Origin of the sequence: Pradoshia sp., assembly GCF_051873915.1 — a bacterium.
Taxonomy (GTDB): domain Bacteria; phylum Bacillota; class Bacilli; order Bacillales; family Pradoshiaceae; genus Pradoshia.
Window position 1 is genome coordinate 13,616 of the sequence record NZ_JBJEFJ010000068.1, and the last position, 14,868, is coordinate 28,483.

The window sequence follows — 14,868 nt, forward strand, 5'->3', positions numbered from 1 at the left end:
GTCTCTCGTTGTCGTTACAGCCGTTTTTTCATTGTTCGATGAGGGATTCCGGCATCAAGAAATTCCTCAGATATAATGCCATAGCCAAGTGATTTGTAAAAAGGAATTGCCTGTACCTGCGCATTAAGCTTCGTAATCTCCAGTCCTTGTGAAAGGGCATGCTGCTCAATGGCTTCCATTAAGGAGCGCCCAACACCGGTTGAACGGGCTTGTGGCAAGACACAAATGCGTTCAACCTTCCCGTAGTTATCAACAATACGGAAGCGACCGGCTCCAATCGGTTCATCATTCTCATTCATGACGAGAAAATGAGTGGATTCCTCCTCAAGATGATCGATTTCTTCCTCAACAGTCACCTTTTGTTCATCGACAAAAACAATCTTTCGTACTTGATAAGCCTGTTGTAATTCTTCTTCGTTCGTGACGATCTTGATGTCCATCAATTACTGGTCCTTTCCAAGTAAGAATGTTTCATATACTGTCCATGTCCCATTTTCCAGCTGATAAAGAAGGTGGAAGCGATCAACGGTTTCTTCATGTTCAAATTTCATTAAGCTCAACTGGCCGAGTACATCATGCATTTCCTTATCAGAAAGGTCTTGGCCAATCGTTAAATGCGGAACAAATGTATAAGGCTTATCCGTGCCAAGCTCTTCCGTGTGAAGGGCTTCATGAAGATTGAGAAGTTCTGGATTCGGGTCAATCTTTAAGTAAATGACGTTATTGATTGGTTGAAAGGTACTTACCTTTAAGACCTTTAAGGTAAAGGGCTCATGCTTGGTTGAAACTTCTTTTAGTATAGTTGAAATTCGTTTGATGTCTTCTTCTTCGGTGGATGAAAAGGTTGACTTGAGCGTTACATGCGGCGGAATGAATTTGTAGTGTGCATCGTAGCGTTTTCGATATGAATTAGCTAGGTCCTGCAGCTTTTTTGAAGGAAAAATGGCAATGCCAAAGTTCATGATTGTACCTCCCCGAATGGTTAATGATAAGGTGATTATATTATAGCAAAAGTTTAAAACATTCACTATTCAGGTTAATTCCCGAATAGCCATAACAGTGTTCGTTCCATATCTGCCTGCCAAGAGCGCCAAGTGTGATCACCGCCGTCTATTTCCTCAAAGAAAGAGGGGAATCCTTGACTTTCAATAAGCAGGTTCAATTCCCGGTTAGGGGTTAGAAAATCAATGACCTCCTGCCTGGTCGTTTGAACCGCTGTTTCCTTATTGCCAATCACATGGTAAATATGCATGAGATGCGGATAAGAAAACTGTTCGACAGCCTCTAGAACGCTCTCGTTGACGAGAGGCGAATGGAGGGCAGCCTTTCCGAAGGTGTGCGGGTAATCAAGGGCGGTCATTAAAGAAACGGTTGCTCCGAGGGAGTCACCGATAAGCGCCCGGCTCATGCCAATATGATAGGTTGGATACTCCTCCTCTAGGTATGGCAGGAGCTCGCGGGCAAGAAACCGCTTATAGGCTTCAAATTTATCACCGCCAGGGTAGTATTTATCCCAACGGTCTTCGCTGTTACGATAAGGAATACCCACTATGATAATATTTTCGATTTTCCCCTCCTCTAGTAAACGGTCTGCTACTCTCCCAATCTTGCCCATTTGGAAATAATCCTTCCCGTCCTGTGCGATGAGAAGGGAATACTTATAGAGCGGAGAAAATGACGCAGGGAGATAGAGGAGTAAAGGGACCTCTTCCTGCAAAGCCTCGCTGTGAAACATCTTATCGATGATGGTGCCTGTTTGTCTGGACATTTATTTCACCTCATGTAATCGTATACATGTCTATTCTAGCATAAGATGGTAAATTTAATATATTTGAGATTTCAAAATGCTCTGAACCTTATAAATGGTATAATTAGAGAAAGCAAGTAAAGGAGTTATGAAGAGATGAAAAAAGAGCATGTACACAGTAAAACCGTCACGAAAGCCGCAAAGCAGGCTTTGCATAAACGTGGTGTCAGTATTGATTCTATTGCTAAAATTGTCTATCAAATGCAATTACCCTATAACGATAATTTAACGATGGAAGATTGTATATACAGTATCGAACGTGTTCTCATGAAGAGGGAGATTCAGCATGCCATTTTAGTGGGAGTGGAACTGGATATGCTTGCGGAGAAAAAGATGCTGTCTGAGCCTTTACAGTCTATAGTGGAATCGGATGAGCCGTTATTTGGCGTTGATGAAACCATCGCCTTTGGAGCAACCCTTAGTTACGGCAGCATTGGGGTGACGACATTTGGTCATCTCGACAAAAATAAAATAGGAATTATCCGCTATTTAGATACGAAGAAAGAAGGGAGCGGCGTTAACACATTCCTTGATGATTTGGTGGCAGCCATTGCTGCTAGCGCTGCATCGCGATTAGCTCATCGTGAACGTGACATAGAGGAATCCTTGACAGAAAAAGAAATAAAAGATATCGATCATGAAGAGTTGATAGGCTGAAGTGAAGAGGTACTTGCCGTACTATCCGGCAGGTGTCTCTTTTTTTTATAGCGGGAGTATGGCAAGTGACAAGCCGCCATTTCATATGCTGTAGGGGAAACTTACACCCCCCGAGAGGAAGTGGATCAAATGAGCAATGGCTCACTGGCTTATCATGAGGCACTTGAGCTCCATGAATTAGTCGCAATGGAATCGAATATGCTAATGACGTTGAAGAAGGAAGTCGGCAATGTACCTTGTCAAGAATTAAAGAATCTTTATACTGCCACGATAAAGGTGATGCAGCGCTATTTAAAGGATTTGCTCGCCTTCTTTCCAAAGGCACCAACAAGAGAGGATGCCGAAGAGCGTGCCCAATTGGATAAGGGATATTATGCAGGAAGTATCTTGATTCAGGTCAAGACGCTAATCCGCTCATATGCCATTGCCATTACGGAAACAGCAACACCGGTATTGAGAAGAACCTTGGTGAATCAGCTGAATGGATTGATTGACCTGCATGCGCAAATCTTTCATTATATGAGCAAGAAAGGGTTGTATCATGCATTTGATATGCAGAAGCTGATTGATTCAGATATCAAGAACGCCAATAAGGCGATTGATATGAAGTACTAGTGAAAAGCTCCTGATGAGGGGCTTTTTCGCTTGTTTGGGAATCAACGTTCTCCCTGCTATAATGGGGGTAAAGAGGTGATTGTATGTGCGGGAGATTTACCTTATTTTCGACGTATGAAACAATCATTGAACGATTTGCGATTGCAGCAGGAGCAATCGATGAGGCAGACTTTGAGAAGAGCTATAATATTGCCCCTTCCCAGCAGGTGCTTGCCGTTATCAATGATGGCTCACAAAATCGGCTGGGCTATTTGCGGTGGGGATTTATTCCTTCCTGGGCAAAGGATGAACGGATTGGCTATAAAATGATTAATGCCCGTGCGGAGAGCTTGAGTGAAAAAAGGAGTTTCCGGAATGCGTATCAAAATCGCCGCTGCCTCATTGTTGCGGATGCCTTTTATGAGTGGAAAAGGATGGAGGAAGGGAAAACTCCCTATTGTATTACGCTGAAATCCAATGAGCCATTCGGATTTGCGGGACTATGGGAGACGTGGAAATCGCCGGATGGGAGTTCAGTCCATTCCTGTACCATCATTACAACTGATGCAAATGAAGCAGTTTCTTTCGTGCATGACCGTATGCCTGTCATTTTAAAGCAAGAGGCTGAACAGCTGTGGTTAAATCCGAGCGTTCATGATACAGCCATCTTGGACAAGGTGTTAACTCCGTACAATACGGATGAGATGGAAATCTTTGAGGTATCAAAAGAGGTAAACTCGCCGAGGAATAATTCATCCAAGCTGATTGAACGGATAGGCTGATCATCTTAGCTCATCCCTACTATACTTAGAACGATTGCAAGAAAAGAAAGGATGAGAGCCTTGCCCGCAGCAAAGAGAGAAGGCCTCTTTTTTGGCACAATGATGTGCTTTGGAATGGTACTTGTTATGACATTTTATAATATGTGGCTTAATGGGGTCTTAACGACTGTTACGTTTATGGAGCTATTATTAAGCTTCGCGGCTGGGTTTGTCATTGCCCTGTCACTTGATTTATTTGTCGTTGGTCCGCTTGCCAGAAAGGCTGCGTCAAAGGTATTTCCGACTAAAACGAAAAAAATTCACATGGTATTGAAAATGTCTGCATTTATAGTGTTTGGGATGGCGGCCACTATGTCTGTCTATGGGCTGATTACCGCTCATCTGCACGGAGGCACTGCCGGGGTATCTTGGCTAAGCGCGTATTTGTCCATCTTTTTAAAGAATTTCATTGCAGCCTTCCCATTACAATGGCTGATTATGGGGCCAATTGTTAAGTATTTGTTTGTGAAATTCATTAAAGAAGACACTTTGTCGGCATTAGAGGCAGAATGAATAGAAAAGACCGTCAACTTTATGGAGTTGACGGTCTTTTTTTGACTAATCGGCCGCTCATTGGACATTTCCCTATGGCCGGTTGATTGTCATCCGTTATCATGTACTGTTTCCATTCCCGCTTCTCTCCATCACCATAAGCACCTAAATCGGGATGGATGGGCATTCCTTCAATTGCTTCCACTTTACGGCGAATGGCATCAATGGCTCGTTTCCCTTGGGGAGTCTCATAGCTGATATCCTGAAAAATTCTCCTTGGCTGAAAAATCAGCACAAGGCATGGACCGACATTCCTGGTTGTGTGCTTTTCGTAGATTGGCGCATTCCCGGAAATGAAAATCGGTTCACCCCCGAAGGAAAATTCCCATAATGGGTCATCTGGGTTGAGCGGAATGTTCTCTGGCCAAGGGAGTGGATCCTGTTCATGCAGGAAAGAAAGAACTTCCCAGAAATAATCATGGTAATCATCAAAGCTATTCCAGGTCTGACCTGGTTTCACAAAAAGAACGAGGGCATGGCGTTTTTCGGGGTGATTCCTAGAGAGTGTAAGAAATTGAATTAATGCCTCTGGCAGATGGGAGAGTTCCTGTTCCTCTGCAAAGCAGTAACGCAGATGATCTGCTTTCTCTGCCTGCACCCCAAAATGACAGGGGAAATGATAATCTGATACGATCTCATGCCATTTCTTGTAAGCTTCCTTGCCCCATGATGGAATGGCTGATTCGTTTGCAATGTCGGTCCGTTTATACATTCGGTCGGGTCTTTCGCTCATGACAGTATGCACCTCAAAGCTGATTGTTATGGGTTGATGTTCAAAGCATATGAGCAGGGGAATGGAACGGGAACATGTCTTCATTCATTTGGTATAATGGACAATAATGAAAGCTGTACATAAGGAGTAATACGTATGGGAAAACAAACAGGATGGCTGGTCTATAACGGGGCATTGAATTCAGCCAAATTTAACGAAATTCATGAATGGTATCGGCAGACTGCCAAGAGAAAGAACCTTGCCCTAGAACTTGTGGCAAACCAGGAATTACTGAGTGTAATAGAGAATGGACAGGCTGTCGTTAAATGGGATAAACGGATTCCCTATCCTGATTTCATTCTATTCCTTGATAAGGATATCCGGCTTGCGAGGCAGCTAGAGAGGCAAGGGTTCCGGCTATTCAATCGTGCTGATGCGGTTGCGGCCTGTGATGATAAGATTGCTACCTTTCAGAGGCTGGCAGGCAAAGGCATACGTATGCCGAAAACCATTTTTTCTCCGCTGATGTACGAGGGAACGAAAGAAAAGAATACTTCCTTTATTGACTTGGTTGAACAGGAGCTGAGTTATCCAATCATTATTAAAGAGGCTTATGGTTCATTCGGTGAACAAGTATACCTCGTTCGGAATCGAGAAGAATTGGCAGCAAGAAGAAATGAGCTTTTGTATTTGCCCCATTTATATCAAGAATTCATTGAAAGCAGTTTTGGACGGGATTGTAGAATTCATGTGGTTGGCAGCAAGGTGGTTGCGGCGATGATGAGAGTTTCCGAAACAGATTTCCGGGCGAATGTGACCAATGGAGGCGTGATGAGGCCGTTTCAGCCGCCCGCTGATTTTTGTGAGCTGGCGATAGCCGCAAGCGAACAGATTGGGGCAGAATTCTCTGGAGTGGATCTATTATTTGGACAGGAGGGTGAGCCAGTCTTATGTGAGGTCAATTCTAATGCCCATATTAAAAATATTTATGACTGCACAGGAATCGATGTTACTGAGGCCATCTTTGACCATATCATCCAGGCGGTAGGAAAATGATAAAAGGAATCATTCTTTATGAACGTGAGGACTATGAGAAGAATCAATGGTTTGCGAATCGTTTTATTGAGGAGGGGCCGAAGCATGGGCTGGAGCTGCAACTGATTTTGACAGATCAACTTGCTCTTGGTTCTGAGGAGGGCCGTTTATTTATTCAACAAGGAAAGGAAAAATGGGAGAGTGCACCCGATTTTGCCATTAACCGGAGCCGCAACAGCCGCCTTGCCCTGCAGCTTGAATGGATGGGCTGCAAAGTGTTCAATTCATCAGCTGTAACGGATATATGTAATGATAAGGCCAAGACACATCAGCTCATAAACGCACATGGCATTAGGTCTGTTAAGACCCTTTATGGGCTTTCAGACTGGGAAAACCACGGAATGGAATACCCGCTCATAGTGAAGACATTAGCTGGCCATGGCGGAAGTGAGGTGCATAAGGTTGACAATAAAGAGCAATTGACTGAATATGTGGACCAGTATGGGGTTGAACAAATCCTCATTCAGGAAATGTGCCTCAATCCGGGTACTGATATCAGAGCCTTTTGCATGGGCGGGGAGATCGTCGCTTGCGTGAAAAGACAGTCAACAGAAAGCTTTAAGTCGAACTATTCCTTAGGCGGGAGGGCTGACGCCTACTCCTTATCCTCCAAGGAACGAAGGTTGGTCATGAGCATCTTATCCATCATGAAATTTGATTTTGTAGGTATCGATTTCTTGATTGATGAAAAGGGTGAGCTCCTATTTAATGAAATTGAGGATGCTGTAGGGACGAGAACCCTTTATCAAAATTATGATATTGACATTGTACAAAAATATTTAGATTATATAAGGAATAATTTGGTAACATAGAGGGTAGTTGTTGAACAAAATCTATTGTGTGAGGCGATGTCGATGTCAAAAAGGGTTGTGTTAGCGGGAGGTACGGGATTCATTGGCCAATATTTCGAGAAAAAATATCGAGAGGAAGGATATGATATTGCCATCATATCCAGGCAAGAGCCCCATATAAATTGGAATGACCGTGAGGGGATATTGGAGGCTGTCGATGGAGCATCCCTTGTCATAAACCTGGCCGGAAAATCCGTAAACTGCCGTTATAATGAAAGGAATAAAAAGGAAATATTGAATTCGCGGATCGACACGACACTGATTATTGGCGAAACGATTGAGAAATGTGAAAACCCGCCTGCGCTTTGGATTAATTCGAGCACAGCAACAATCTACCGTCATGCAGAGGACCGCCCGATGACAGAGGATCATGGGGAAGAGGGCGAAGGATTTTCCGTTAATGTCGGGAAACGTTGGGAGGAAGTGTTCTTCTGCTTCAACCTGCCGTCTACTAGGCAGGCGGCCTTAAGGATTACCATTGCGTTAGGAAAAGACGGAGGAGTGATTCCTGTCTATCAAAACTTGGTGAAATTTGGTTTAGGCGGGAAGCAGGGGTCTGGCGAGCAGATGTTCAGCTGGATTCATATTGAAGATCTCTATCGAATCGTCCGTTTCATTGAAGCAAGGGAGGACTTGAACGGGGTATTCAATTGCGGTTCCCCGAATCCGGTTCAGAATAAGGAACTCATGCGCTTATTAAGGCAATCCATGGGCAGGGATTTCGGAATGCCAGCCACTGATTGGATGTTAAAGGCCGGGGCGGTGGTCATTCGAACAGAGCCTGAGCTAATCCTCAAAAGCCGATGGGTGCTGCCAAGCCGTCTGCTTCGAGCAGGTTTCATATTCGCCTATCCAACCTTGAAACTGGCACTTGAAGAAATTAATTCTGAGAACATGAAAAACACCAATACAGCATAGATTGGTGTTGGTTAGAAAGGCTGCAGGATTACTGGCTGCCTTTGCCGTATTGCTCATTGTAAAAATCGATGTAAACTTGCAGCCTCTTGCTGATTTCAGCAGTACGCTCATGATAAAATCCATGCATAAAGATACAATCAGAATGTTTCCGTTTTAAATCAGTAATGCATTCTTTCAATTCCTCAGCAGACATCATTTTTAGTAGCAACTAAAACACTCCAAATAAATAAATTAGAATAATAATAATACTACCATTCTTAATATAAAATGTAAATTTTTGATTATTTTTACACATAAAAGACTAGATTATTTTAGTGCAGAAATAAACATATTACGTTTTGTATTAATATAACATAAAATCTGGAACGTTTCTCTGATTATACCTACACAAGATAAAAATGGGGCTGAATAACCAAGTATTTGTAAGTTGATGCAGTTGCTAATTGGCGATAAAGGGTGTATTATACTAATACAAGCTGCGTTGTACGTGATGCATAATTAAGTTTTAACCTTTAAGCTGTATTAGGGAGTTTTAAAAATTTATGGAAATGACAAGCCTCTGTCTAGATGACATGGGGGACATGCAGGAACATAATTGCGAACACCCACTTGTTGAAGTGGTGGTTTAAAACTTTCTTATAATGTAACGGCAAAGGCGGCTGTACAAACAACCGTAAACCAATTCCGATGAGGGATTGGTTTTTTTGTGCTTGATTTTTGGAGCGGAGTTGGGGGGCTATGAGACGTTCAATATTCAAACGGTATGGGCGATTCACATAGAAAAACGCTGCCATCATTCTTTGCTCCACTTCATTAAGTACCATGTCTGTACAAATAAAAAACGGGGACAAAGCCCCGCCAATCTTATCGATTATCAATCTTCTCCGGATACATATCATGATTCATCAGGCGGTGCATAGCCATTTCCTCAAATTTTGTACCAGGCTTACCGTAGTTGCAATACGGGTCGATGCTAATGCCGCCGCGCGGGGTGAATTTGCCCCAGACTTCAATGTACTTGGGATCCATTAGCTTAATAAGATCCTTCATGATGATATTCATACAGTCCTCATGGAAATCGCCATGATTGCGGAAGCTGAAAAGATAGAGCTTCAACGATTTACTTTCAACCATTTTGGGTCCTGGGATGTAGCTGATGTAAATTGTTGCGAAGTCAGGCTGGCCTGTAATCGGGCATAGGCTTGTGAATTCAGGACAATTGAATTTCACCCAGTAGTCATTATCATTATGCTTATTGTCGAAGATCTCTAATATGGATGGATCATACGTGTATGGATATTTTGTCCCTTGATTTCCAAGCAAGGTAACGCCATCTAGTTCTGCTGCATCTCTTCCTTCATGATTCATTGTGCATTCACCATTTTCCTTTTTTGATAGATATCTAGTCCGTTTTGTCTCAGCTTACAGGACGGGCATTCACCACATCCATCACCGATTATGCCGTTGTAGCAGGTTAATGTTTTCGTTCGGATATATTCAAGCTTGCCGAAGGTATCAGCGAGCTCCCACGTTTCTGATTTGTCGAGCCACATTAGGGGTGTATGGACGACAAAGGGGAAGTCCATGGCAAGATTCATCGTGACATTGAGGGACTTGATGAATACATCGCGGCAATCCGGATACCCGCTGAAGTCCGTTTCACAGACACCTGTTACGAGATGGCTGGCTCCTTTTGTTTTTGCCAGGATACCCGCGAAGGTGAGAAACAGCATGTTCCGTCCTTCCACAAAAGTAGACGGCAGTCCATTTTCATCTTCGGTTATGGCAATATCCTCTCTCGTGAGGGCATTTGGAGCAAGCTGGTTTAATAGGGACATATCTAAAATGTGATGTTCAATCCCAAGCTCGCGGGCGATGTCTGAAGCACATTCCAGCTCTAAATGATGACGCTGTCCATAGTCGAATGTAACGGCAATCACTTCATCGAATTTTTCCAGCGCCCAAAACAGACAGGTCGTTGAATCCTGGCCTCCGCTGAAAACAACAATAGCTTTATTACTCAATTTCATCCACTCCAATCAATTAAATCCTTACACTCCTCGCATATCCTTTGGCCAAATTACCTTATGAACCTGGACTTGCAGCCTGACATCATGCCATTTATGGTCAATCATGAAATCAACAATCCTTTTTGGCTCAATGGATTCAACAACAGGACTGAGGAAAACCTGGCATTTCTTTGTTAGCTCATGCTCGCTGACGATTCTCCATGTTTCCTTTAGATCCTCTTCAGAGGCGATGACAAATTTATAAACATCCTCTTGTTCGATATGCTTGAAATTAGCTTCCTTCATTGTCATCTGCATCCCGCTGCCAGGTAGCTTGTAGTCAAGAATGTAATAAATATTTGCGCCGTGATATCGTTCCTTATACTTGCTAATATCCATAGCACCGTTTGTTTCAATATGAATTCTTAGTTCCGTATCGGCTGATAGAAGGTCCAATAATAGAAGGATATCCTTCTGCAAAAGGGGTTCCCCGCCAGTCAATGTCACATTGCGGGCACCGCTTTCCTTGATGTATTGATAAATTTCCTCTGCACTTTGTTCCTCATAGGCACATGAGCCGTCCCATGAATACTTCGTGTCACACCAGGTACAGCGAAGATTGCAGCCCTCAAAGCGAATAAAGGCCGCAAGCTCGCCGGATGTTGGACCTTCACCATCAATCGAAATAAATCGTTCAATCACCCTAAACATATGGAACCCTCTGAATATGTACAGCTATTAGTAGGCGTTTCGAAAACCTCAACTTCACAGACTTGTATATTCATTTTTTTCAAGAGCTGATATATATGACGGCTCATTTCCTCTGCTGTCGGGCGATAAGGAACCATGTATAAGTCAAAGTCAGTGGGGCCTTCCTGCAGTTGACGGGCAACCTCCTGACCTTCCGCGTTATCTTCAATCAATAGCTTATGGTCAAATAATTTCTCGATTTCTCTTAAGGCTTGCTTAATTGTCCCGAAATCTTCTACCATGCCCCTAAGCTGTCCCTCTGCATGTAAGCTTTCACTTGCCACCTTGGCGATTACGCGGTAACGGTGGCCATGCAGATTGGCGCATTTTCCGGTATAGCCGCTTAAATAATGGGCTGTGTCAAACTGGATTTCACTCTTTAGGATAAACATTGTTTTCCTCCTCAATATACACAAAAAAAGGATTTGCAGGCTAAACGTTTTTCAGCATGCAAATCCCCTGGAGTGCAAAAAAAGGGCCTAAAAAGGCCCATCTTACACTGTAGTTCATGTGTATATGCCTAGTTTTGTTTAGCGACAGGATGGTCTAACGAACTGTCGTATTTAATTCTTGCTAACTTTAGCACAAAACGTGACATTGCGCAATTATGAAAAGTGAAAAAAATACAGATTATTCTAGTTGATTATCTTTAAGGAAAGGCTATTCATACTACGGTAATGAGGAATACATTTATGAGCCGGGGTAATGGTCAACAAAGGGTGATTATGGCTATTCTCCATTGAGAGTGAGATGTTTTTGCCAAGGAGGCGGGCAATCCTTTTCATGAAATTCAGGATGGCTATTAGCCCGTCAACATCTTTAATCTCCCTTGGGCACACATCAAATTCTATTTTATTCAGGTGTATGAAATGGAGGGCAAACCGTGCACCCTCGTAGGTAATATAAAGATAAATATGCTTATTGTATAGTTCTGCAAAAAGTCCATGGATCCTCTGCGGAAGTTTATGAGTTTCTTGTCCATCCACGACAAGGACTGAGCTGGAATTCTGAAGGATAAAATCCCACAGTTGGTTCCAGTCCTCCTTAGAGGTTCTTGTGACAAAAATGTCTCTTAATTTTCCATCATCCTTGAAAAATTGATAGAAAATATCCGTCGCAATGCTAGCCATTTCCTTCAGCTCCCTATTAGATGGTGATGTTCCAGAGATGACAATCTATTTCTCTCTAATCTTTACTTCGGCAGTTTCTTCGCAATATCAAGGGTGAAATGTAGGGTGGTTGATAAATAGGGCTATATAAGCACTGTAGAGGACTGACGAATGGAATGGTGATATGATGAATGAGAAGGAAAACGATAAGATGGGGGCAAGGAAGAACGTGAATATCGTAATTATTGGGGCGTCGGGAAAAACAGGGCAATTGGCTGTTCAACAAGCATTAGATGCAGGCCATAACGTAACGGCATTTATGCGCACACCAGAAAAGCTCAAGCTGACTCATGAGCGGCTGACAGTCGTGCAAGGGGACGCAACAGATAGTGAAGCTGTTAATTCTGCCATAAAGGGACAGGAGGCGGTAATCTCCTGTGTAGGATCTAATAGTGGATTGGCAAAGACGACTATTCTGCGTGAAATGGCTGGTACGGTAGCAGAGGCGATGGCGCGTAATGGAGTGGACAGGATTGTTTACATGGCTTCTGCTGGAATTGACAAGGAAATACCAGGCATGATGGGGAAAATGACAATGAAGCTGCTAGGCAATGTCCTTGAAGACCATCGCCACGCAGTCGAGGTTTATAAGTCCTATGATTTCAAATGGACTATTGCTAGACCAATGGGCTTAACGGATAAGCCGCATACAGGGCGATATGAAGAGACAACTGAAGGTATTCCGAGCGGTAGCCGCAGCATTTCCCGCGCAGATGTCGCAGATTTTCTCGTGCGTGCGGTATCGGATGATCGTTATATCTTCCAGTCTGTCGGACTCGCTTCCAAGGAATAAAAGGGAAAGGTACAAGCTGCTGGCTTGTACCTTTTTTATTGATAATAATTCTTCAGTACATATTGTAAGGAAGGCTTAAAGGTAACATATAGGCTAAATTTTTCTTTATAAAGGATCTTGGCTAGCCGCGGGTTTGCACCAATAATTTGTACCTTATTCCCATTCATGAGATGAATGGTCTTGAGGAGGTCCATAAACTTGCTGATGCCACTCTCCTTAATATCCGCGATGGAGGTGAGATCTACCAGTACATCGTCATACTCACCAACAAAGATGGAATGCAGGACATTGGCAGAGATCACATGAATCATCTCCTCCGTTAGATCGCCGAATAAGGGGATATATCCCATCGTCGCCGTTAAGGGGATGAAGGGGCCGGATAGTGAGTTCAATCGGTAAATCGTTCTCTCCAATTTCTCCTTTTGTTCATATAGCTCAAAGTTTGTATTGGCCAGGCGGCTTTGCAGCTGCATGATTTGGTCGGTATAGCCTTGAGTCGTTTTATCCTTTGAGGCGAAAAGGATGTGAAGCTTATCCTCGTGATCCCATGAGATGAATAAATCAAAGAGGGAAAGGGGATTACTTCGTGTCTTTAATACGACCTCAATGGGCTGCTGCTCATCCTGCTGCCATGTGTTGGTGATTAACTTATTCATGCTCTCCTGGTCGATAATGTCATCAATTTGCTTGGTACGCAGGTCAAAGAGATTGAGTGCCCGTGAATTCGAGCTGACAATTCTGCCATTAGATTCAATTACTATATAAGGGAGGGGAAGCGGGATATCAATAAGCTGCATTTTCTTTTTCTCCCATTTGATAATTTTTCAGCCAATCATTTATGACTGTTAAATCTCCAACAATTTGTGTGTTTCTGCTAATATGACTGGTCAGGTCGTACTTGGCTCCCAATCTGCCTCCGACAAATATTGTGGCAGAAGGGGAGATGGCTTCAAGCTGGTCACAATAGGATTTCAGCTTTGGAAGATTGGTGACGATGGATACAGAAAGGCCAATCGCGTCAGGCTCCCATTCTGCTGCGGTATGCCGGGCATATTCTAAAGGCAGGTTAGGCCCGAAATATTTCGTCTCCCAGCCGTGGTCGATGAACAGAAAATTAGCCATTTTCAAGCCAAGAAAATGCTGTTCTCCTTCTAAGCATAAAAACATGGCCCGTTTACGGGGAGCTGAACCATGCCTTGACATATGAATGGAAGAAATCCGTGAGAGGACAAAGTCGCATACAGCGGTTGCTATATGTTCATCCGCGACGGTGATTTCATTGTTTTCCCAGAGTGCCCCTATTTGGTGCATGGCAGGTGTGATAATATTCTCATAGATTGTGAGGATTTCTTCATCCTTATACTTCTCTATATATTCCCACGCGAGAACAGAGTTGCCCTTTAGCAGAATATCGGCGAATTCGGTTGCTTTGTACATATCCTACACCTCCTCTTTTGCTTTTTCAGCCTCCAATAGCTGTATACCTTCCAAAAGAAGAGCTTGATAGGCCTCTCTTCTCTCTAACGAAAGATCGGATTCCGGGACATGGTTTAATTCTTCTTCAAGGATTTCATAGTTATCCAGGAGAGTTTGCGTTCCCATATGGAATTTTTGAAGGATTCCATTCAGCCATCTAGTGTAATCTGTGAAAATGGTTGAATCCTTCAATTCTGAAGCGGTGTGGAGATGGTCTAAGTGATGCTGGTTGTCCGCTTTACATTTTGCAATGCCCTTTTCCCCGTATCGTTCTTTTAAGGAAGGGTCGCGTTCATATATACGAATGGTCACTTGATTGATTAATTGTGTCGTATTCATTAAGTTGCTACCACCTTATATTTTGTCACCTTTGGAATGATAGCAGCTAGTTCTTGATCCGGGTACTTCTTCTCTAAATCATGGATTTGTTTGAATTCCTTGCTTCTTGCCCAATTTAAATAATCCTCTTTCGTCTCGAAAAGAAGCTGGACAGTTAATTCACCTGATCGGCGATCGTTTTGCAGGAGCAGAAAGTCAATAAAGCCTGCAGCTTGGTCAACAAGCTTCGAACGATTTTGGTAGATTTGAATAACCTCATCCGCTTTTTCGTCTGGAACAAGGAAAGTTGAGAAAACAGTATACATGGTATCCCCTCCTGCAAGAA

Annotated in this window: 22 protein-coding genes and 1 other RNA gene; 9 read left to right on the top strand and 14 right to left on the bottom strand. The window is 43.2% G+C overall.

All coding sequences use genetic code 11. From position 1 onward, the window contains the following. Positions 1–14: 14 nt before the first annotated feature. From ACI35L_RS06855 to ACI35L_RS06865, 3 genes are all read right to left on the bottom strand, one after another. Positions 15–440: a GNAT family N-acetyltransferase gene (locus ACI35L_RS06855; protein WP_049672995.1), complete on the bottom strand. Its 426-nt coding sequence runs from the start codon at positions 438–440 to the stop codon at positions 15–17. Positions 441–443: 3 nt separating this feature from the next. Continuing rightward, entirely contained in the window at positions 444–962 is a 519-nt protein-coding gene (locus tag ACI35L_RS06860; RefSeq protein WP_439802522.1) for a 2'-5' RNA ligase family protein, read from the bottom strand. Between the two features lie 74 nt (positions 963–1,036). Further along, positions 1,037–1,768, bottom strand: coding sequence for an alpha/beta hydrolase (locus tag ACI35L_RS06865; protein WP_439802523.1), 732 nt, complete (start codon positions 1,766–1,768; stop codon positions 1,037–1,039). A gap of 135 nt (positions 1,769–1,903) precedes the next feature. Here ACI35L_RS06865 and ACI35L_RS06870 point away from each other — a divergent pair, with 135 nt between their 5' ends. The 4 genes from ACI35L_RS06870 to ACI35L_RS06885 all read left to right on the top strand — a co-directional run bounded on the left by ACI35L_RS06870 (position 1,904) and on the right by ACI35L_RS06885 (position 4,392). Further along, positions 1,904–2,464, top strand: a complete 561-nt coding sequence (locus ACI35L_RS06870) for a phosphatidylglycerophosphatase A family protein (RefSeq protein ID WP_049671732.1) — start codon at positions 1,904–1,906, stop codon at positions 2,462–2,464. A 129-nt stretch (positions 2,465–2,593) separates the two neighbouring features. Further along, a complete protein-coding gene (locus tag ACI35L_RS06875; RefSeq protein ID WP_049671731.1) occupies positions 2,594–3,079 on the top strand; it encodes a spore coat protein in 486 nt (161 codons plus the stop codon). Between the two features lie 83 nt (positions 3,080–3,162). Further along, positions 3,163–3,840 (top strand): SOS response-associated peptidase, encoded by a 678-nt coding sequence (locus tag ACI35L_RS06880; RefSeq protein WP_439802524.1) that lies wholly within the window; start codon positions 3,163–3,165, stop codon positions 3,838–3,840. A gap of 60 nt (positions 3,841–3,900) precedes the next feature. Beyond that, the gene (locus tag ACI35L_RS06885) at positions 3,901–4,392 is read left to right on the top strand and encodes a DUF2798 domain-containing protein (protein WP_439802525.1); all 492 of its coding nucleotides are present in this window, start codon (positions 3,901–3,903) and stop codon (positions 4,390–4,392) included. Between the two features lie 19 nt (positions 4,393–4,411). On the opposite strand, the gene ACI35L_RS06890 is transcribed toward ACI35L_RS06885, so the two are convergent. Next, the gene (locus ACI35L_RS06890) at positions 4,412–5,164 is read right to left on the bottom strand and encodes a YqcI/YcgG family protein (RefSeq protein WP_439802526.1); all 753 of its coding nucleotides are present in this window, start codon (positions 5,162–5,164) and stop codon (positions 4,412–4,414) included. Between the two features lie 135 nt (positions 5,165–5,299). On the opposite strand from ACI35L_RS06890, the gene ACI35L_RS06895 reads away from it, so the two are divergent. Genes ACI35L_RS06895 through ACI35L_RS06905 form a run of 3 tightly spaced genes read left to right on the top strand, consistent with a single transcriptional unit; the run spans position 5,300 to position 8,007 of the window. Next, entirely contained in the window at positions 5,300–6,199 is a 900-nt protein-coding gene (locus tag ACI35L_RS06895) for an ATP-grasp domain-containing protein (protein WP_049671728.1), read from the top strand. After that, a complete protein-coding gene (locus tag ACI35L_RS06900; protein WP_439802527.1) occupies positions 6,196–7,050 on the top strand; it encodes an ATP-grasp domain-containing protein in 855 nt (284 codons plus the stop codon). Before ACI35L_RS06895 ends, ACI35L_RS06900 begins: the two co-directional genes overlap by 4 nt. 42 nt (positions 7,051–7,092) lie before the next feature. Further along, a complete protein-coding gene (locus tag ACI35L_RS06905) occupies positions 7,093–8,007 on the top strand; it encodes a TIGR01777 family oxidoreductase (RefSeq protein ID WP_439802528.1) in 915 nt (304 codons plus the stop codon). A gap of 28 nt (positions 8,008–8,035) precedes the next feature. Here ACI35L_RS06905 and ACI35L_RS06910 read toward each other — a convergent pair whose 3' ends face one another. Continuing rightward, positions 8,036–8,215 (bottom strand): hypothetical protein, encoded by a 180-nt coding sequence (locus tag ACI35L_RS06910; RefSeq protein WP_049671725.1) that lies wholly within the window; start codon positions 8,213–8,215, stop codon positions 8,036–8,038. Positions 8,216–8,477: 262 nt separating this feature from the next. On the opposite strand from ACI35L_RS06910, the gene ssrS reads away from it, so the two are divergent. Then, a non-coding RNA gene (gene ssrS / locus ACI35L_RS06915) (6S RNA) lies at positions 8,478–8,673 on the top strand. A 198-nt stretch (positions 8,674–8,871) separates the two neighbouring features. On the opposite strand, the gene queF is transcribed toward ssrS, so the two are convergent. From queF to ACI35L_RS06940, 5 genes are all read right to left on the bottom strand, one after another. Further along, positions 8,872–9,375 (bottom strand): preQ(1) synthase, encoded by a 504-nt coding sequence (queF, locus tag ACI35L_RS06920; protein ID WP_049671723.1) that lies wholly within the window; start codon positions 9,373–9,375, stop codon positions 8,872–8,874. Continuing rightward, positions 9,372–10,037 carry a 7-cyano-7-deazaguanine synthase QueC gene (queC, locus tag ACI35L_RS06925; RefSeq protein ID WP_197089988.1) on the bottom strand — a complete coding sequence of 222 codons (666 nt, stop codon included), beginning with the start codon at positions 10,035–10,037 and terminating at the stop codon, positions 9,372–9,374. The genes queF and queC overlap by 4 nt, the downstream gene beginning before the upstream one ends. 21 nt (positions 10,038–10,058) lie before the next feature. Continuing rightward, positions 10,059–10,727, bottom strand: a complete 669-nt coding sequence (gene queE / locus ACI35L_RS06930) for a putative 7-carboxy-7-deazaguanine synthase QueE (protein WP_049671722.1) — start codon at positions 10,725–10,727, stop codon at positions 10,059–10,061. Further along, the gene (locus tag ACI35L_RS06935; RefSeq protein WP_049671721.1) at positions 10,715–11,158 is read right to left on the bottom strand and encodes a 6-pyruvoyl trahydropterin synthase family protein; all 444 of its coding nucleotides are present in this window, start codon (positions 11,156–11,158) and stop codon (positions 10,715–10,717) included. Before ACI35L_RS06935 ends, queE begins: the two co-directional genes overlap by 13 nt. A gap of 243 nt (positions 11,159–11,401) precedes the next feature. Next, positions 11,402–11,896 (bottom strand): hypothetical protein, encoded by a 495-nt coding sequence (locus tag ACI35L_RS06940; protein WP_049671720.1) that lies wholly within the window; start codon positions 11,894–11,896, stop codon positions 11,402–11,404. Between the two features lie 163 nt (positions 11,897–12,059). On the opposite strand from ACI35L_RS06940, the gene ACI35L_RS06945 reads away from it, so the two are divergent. Further along, a complete protein-coding gene (locus tag ACI35L_RS06945) occupies positions 12,060–12,728 on the top strand; it encodes an NAD(P)-dependent oxidoreductase (RefSeq protein ID WP_231589540.1) in 669 nt (222 codons plus the stop codon). Positions 12,729–12,763: 35 nt separating this feature from the next. On the opposite strand, the gene ACI35L_RS06950 is transcribed toward ACI35L_RS06945, so the two are convergent. The 4 genes from ACI35L_RS06950 to ACI35L_RS06965 are packed head-to-tail and all read right to left on the bottom strand — an operon-like array spanning position 12,764 to position 14,848. After that, positions 12,764–13,525, bottom strand: coding sequence for a hypothetical protein (locus ACI35L_RS06950; RefSeq protein ID WP_049671719.1), 762 nt, complete (start codon positions 13,523–13,525; stop codon positions 12,764–12,766). Further along, complete coding sequence (locus tag ACI35L_RS06955) at positions 13,512–14,165, bottom strand: cobalamin B12-binding domain-containing protein (RefSeq protein ID WP_439802529.1); 654 nt, start codon at positions 14,163–14,165, stop codon at positions 13,512–13,514. Before ACI35L_RS06955 ends, ACI35L_RS06950 begins: the two co-directional genes overlap by 14 nt. A 3-nt stretch (positions 14,166–14,168) precedes the next feature. Then, a complete protein-coding gene (locus ACI35L_RS06960) occupies positions 14,169–14,543 on the bottom strand; it encodes a hypothetical protein (protein WP_049671717.1) in 375 nt (124 codons plus the stop codon). After that, on the bottom strand, positions 14,543–14,848 hold the full coding sequence (locus ACI35L_RS06965; RefSeq protein WP_439802530.1) for an antibiotic biosynthesis monooxygenase family protein: 306 nt from the start codon (positions 14,846–14,848) through the stop codon (positions 14,543–14,545). The genes ACI35L_RS06960 and ACI35L_RS06965 overlap by 1 nt, the downstream gene beginning before the upstream one ends. Positions 14,849–14,868: the final 20 nt, after the last annotated feature.

What these genes read in the sequence shown, in the direction of transcription:
- ACI35L_RS06855 (WP_049672995.1), bottom strand. Translation starts at nt 440, where the DNA reads ATGGACATCAAGATCGTCACGAACGAAGAAGAATTACAACAGGCTTAT.
- ACI35L_RS06860 (WP_439802522.1), bottom strand. Translation starts at nt 962, where the DNA reads ATGAACTTTGGCATTGCCATTTTTCCTTCAAAAAAGCTGCAGGACCTA.
- ACI35L_RS06865 (WP_439802523.1), bottom strand. Translation starts at nt 1,768, where the DNA reads ATGTCCAGACAAACAGGCACCATCATCGATAAGATGTTTCACAGCGAG.
- ACI35L_RS06870 (WP_049671732.1), top strand. Translation starts at nt 1,904, where the DNA reads ATGAAAAAAGAGCATGTACACAGTAAAACCGTCACGAAAGCCGCAAAG.
- ACI35L_RS06875 (WP_049671731.1), top strand. Translation starts at nt 2,594, where the DNA reads ATGAGCAATGGCTCACTGGCTTATCATGAGGCACTTGAGCTCCATGAA.
- ACI35L_RS06880 (WP_439802524.1), top strand. Translation starts at nt 3,163, where the DNA reads ATGTGCGGGAGATTTACCTTATTTTCGACGTATGAAACAATCATTGAA.
- ACI35L_RS06890 (WP_439802526.1), bottom strand. Translation starts at nt 5,164, where the DNA reads ATGAGCGAAAGACCCGACCGAATGTATAAACGGACCGACATTGCAAAC.
- ACI35L_RS06895 (WP_049671728.1), top strand. Translation starts at nt 5,300, where the DNA reads ATGGGAAAACAAACAGGATGGCTGGTCTATAACGGGGCATTGAATTCA.
- ACI35L_RS06900 (WP_439802527.1), top strand. Translation starts at nt 6,196, where the DNA reads ATGATAAAAGGAATCATTCTTTATGAACGTGAGGACTATGAGAAGAAT.
- ACI35L_RS06905 (WP_439802528.1), top strand. Translation starts at nt 7,093, where the DNA reads ATGTCAAAAAGGGTTGTGTTAGCGGGAGGTACGGGATTCATTGGCCAA.
- queF (WP_049671723.1), bottom strand. Translation starts at nt 9,375, where the DNA reads ATGAATCATGAAGGAAGAGATGCAGCAGAACTAGATGGCGTTACCTTG.
- queC (WP_197089988.1), bottom strand. Translation starts at nt 10,037, where the DNA reads ATGAAATTGAGTAATAAAGCTATTGTTGTTTTCAGCGGAGGCCAGGAT.
- queE (WP_049671722.1), bottom strand. Translation starts at nt 10,727, where the DNA reads ATGTTTAGGGTGATTGAACGATTTATTTCGATTGATGGTGAAGGTCCA.
- ACI35L_RS06935 (WP_049671721.1), bottom strand. Translation starts at nt 11,158, where the DNA reads ATGTTTATCCTAAAGAGTGAAATCCAGTTTGACACAGCCCATTATTTA.
- ACI35L_RS06940 (WP_049671720.1), bottom strand. Translation starts at nt 11,896, where the DNA reads ATGGCTAGCATTGCGACGGATATTTTCTATCAATTTTTCAAGGATGAT.
- ACI35L_RS06945 (WP_231589540.1), top strand. Translation starts at nt 12,060, where the DNA reads ATGATGAATGAGAAGGAAAACGATAAGATGGGGGCAAGGAAGAACGTG.
- ACI35L_RS06950 (WP_049671719.1), bottom strand. Translation starts at nt 13,525, where the DNA reads ATGCAGCTTATTGATATCCCGCTTCCCCTCCCTTATATAGTAATTGAA.
- ACI35L_RS06955 (WP_439802529.1), bottom strand. Translation starts at nt 14,165, where the DNA reads ATGTACAAAGCAACCGAATTCGCCGATATTCTGCTAAAGGGCAACTCT.
- ACI35L_RS06960 (WP_049671717.1), bottom strand. Translation starts at nt 14,543, where the DNA reads ATGAATACGACACAATTAATCAATCAAGTGACCATTCGTATATATGAA.
- ACI35L_RS06965 (WP_439802530.1), bottom strand. Translation starts at nt 14,848, where the DNA reads ATGTATACTGTTTTCTCAACTTTCCTTGTTCCAGACGAAAAAGCGGAT.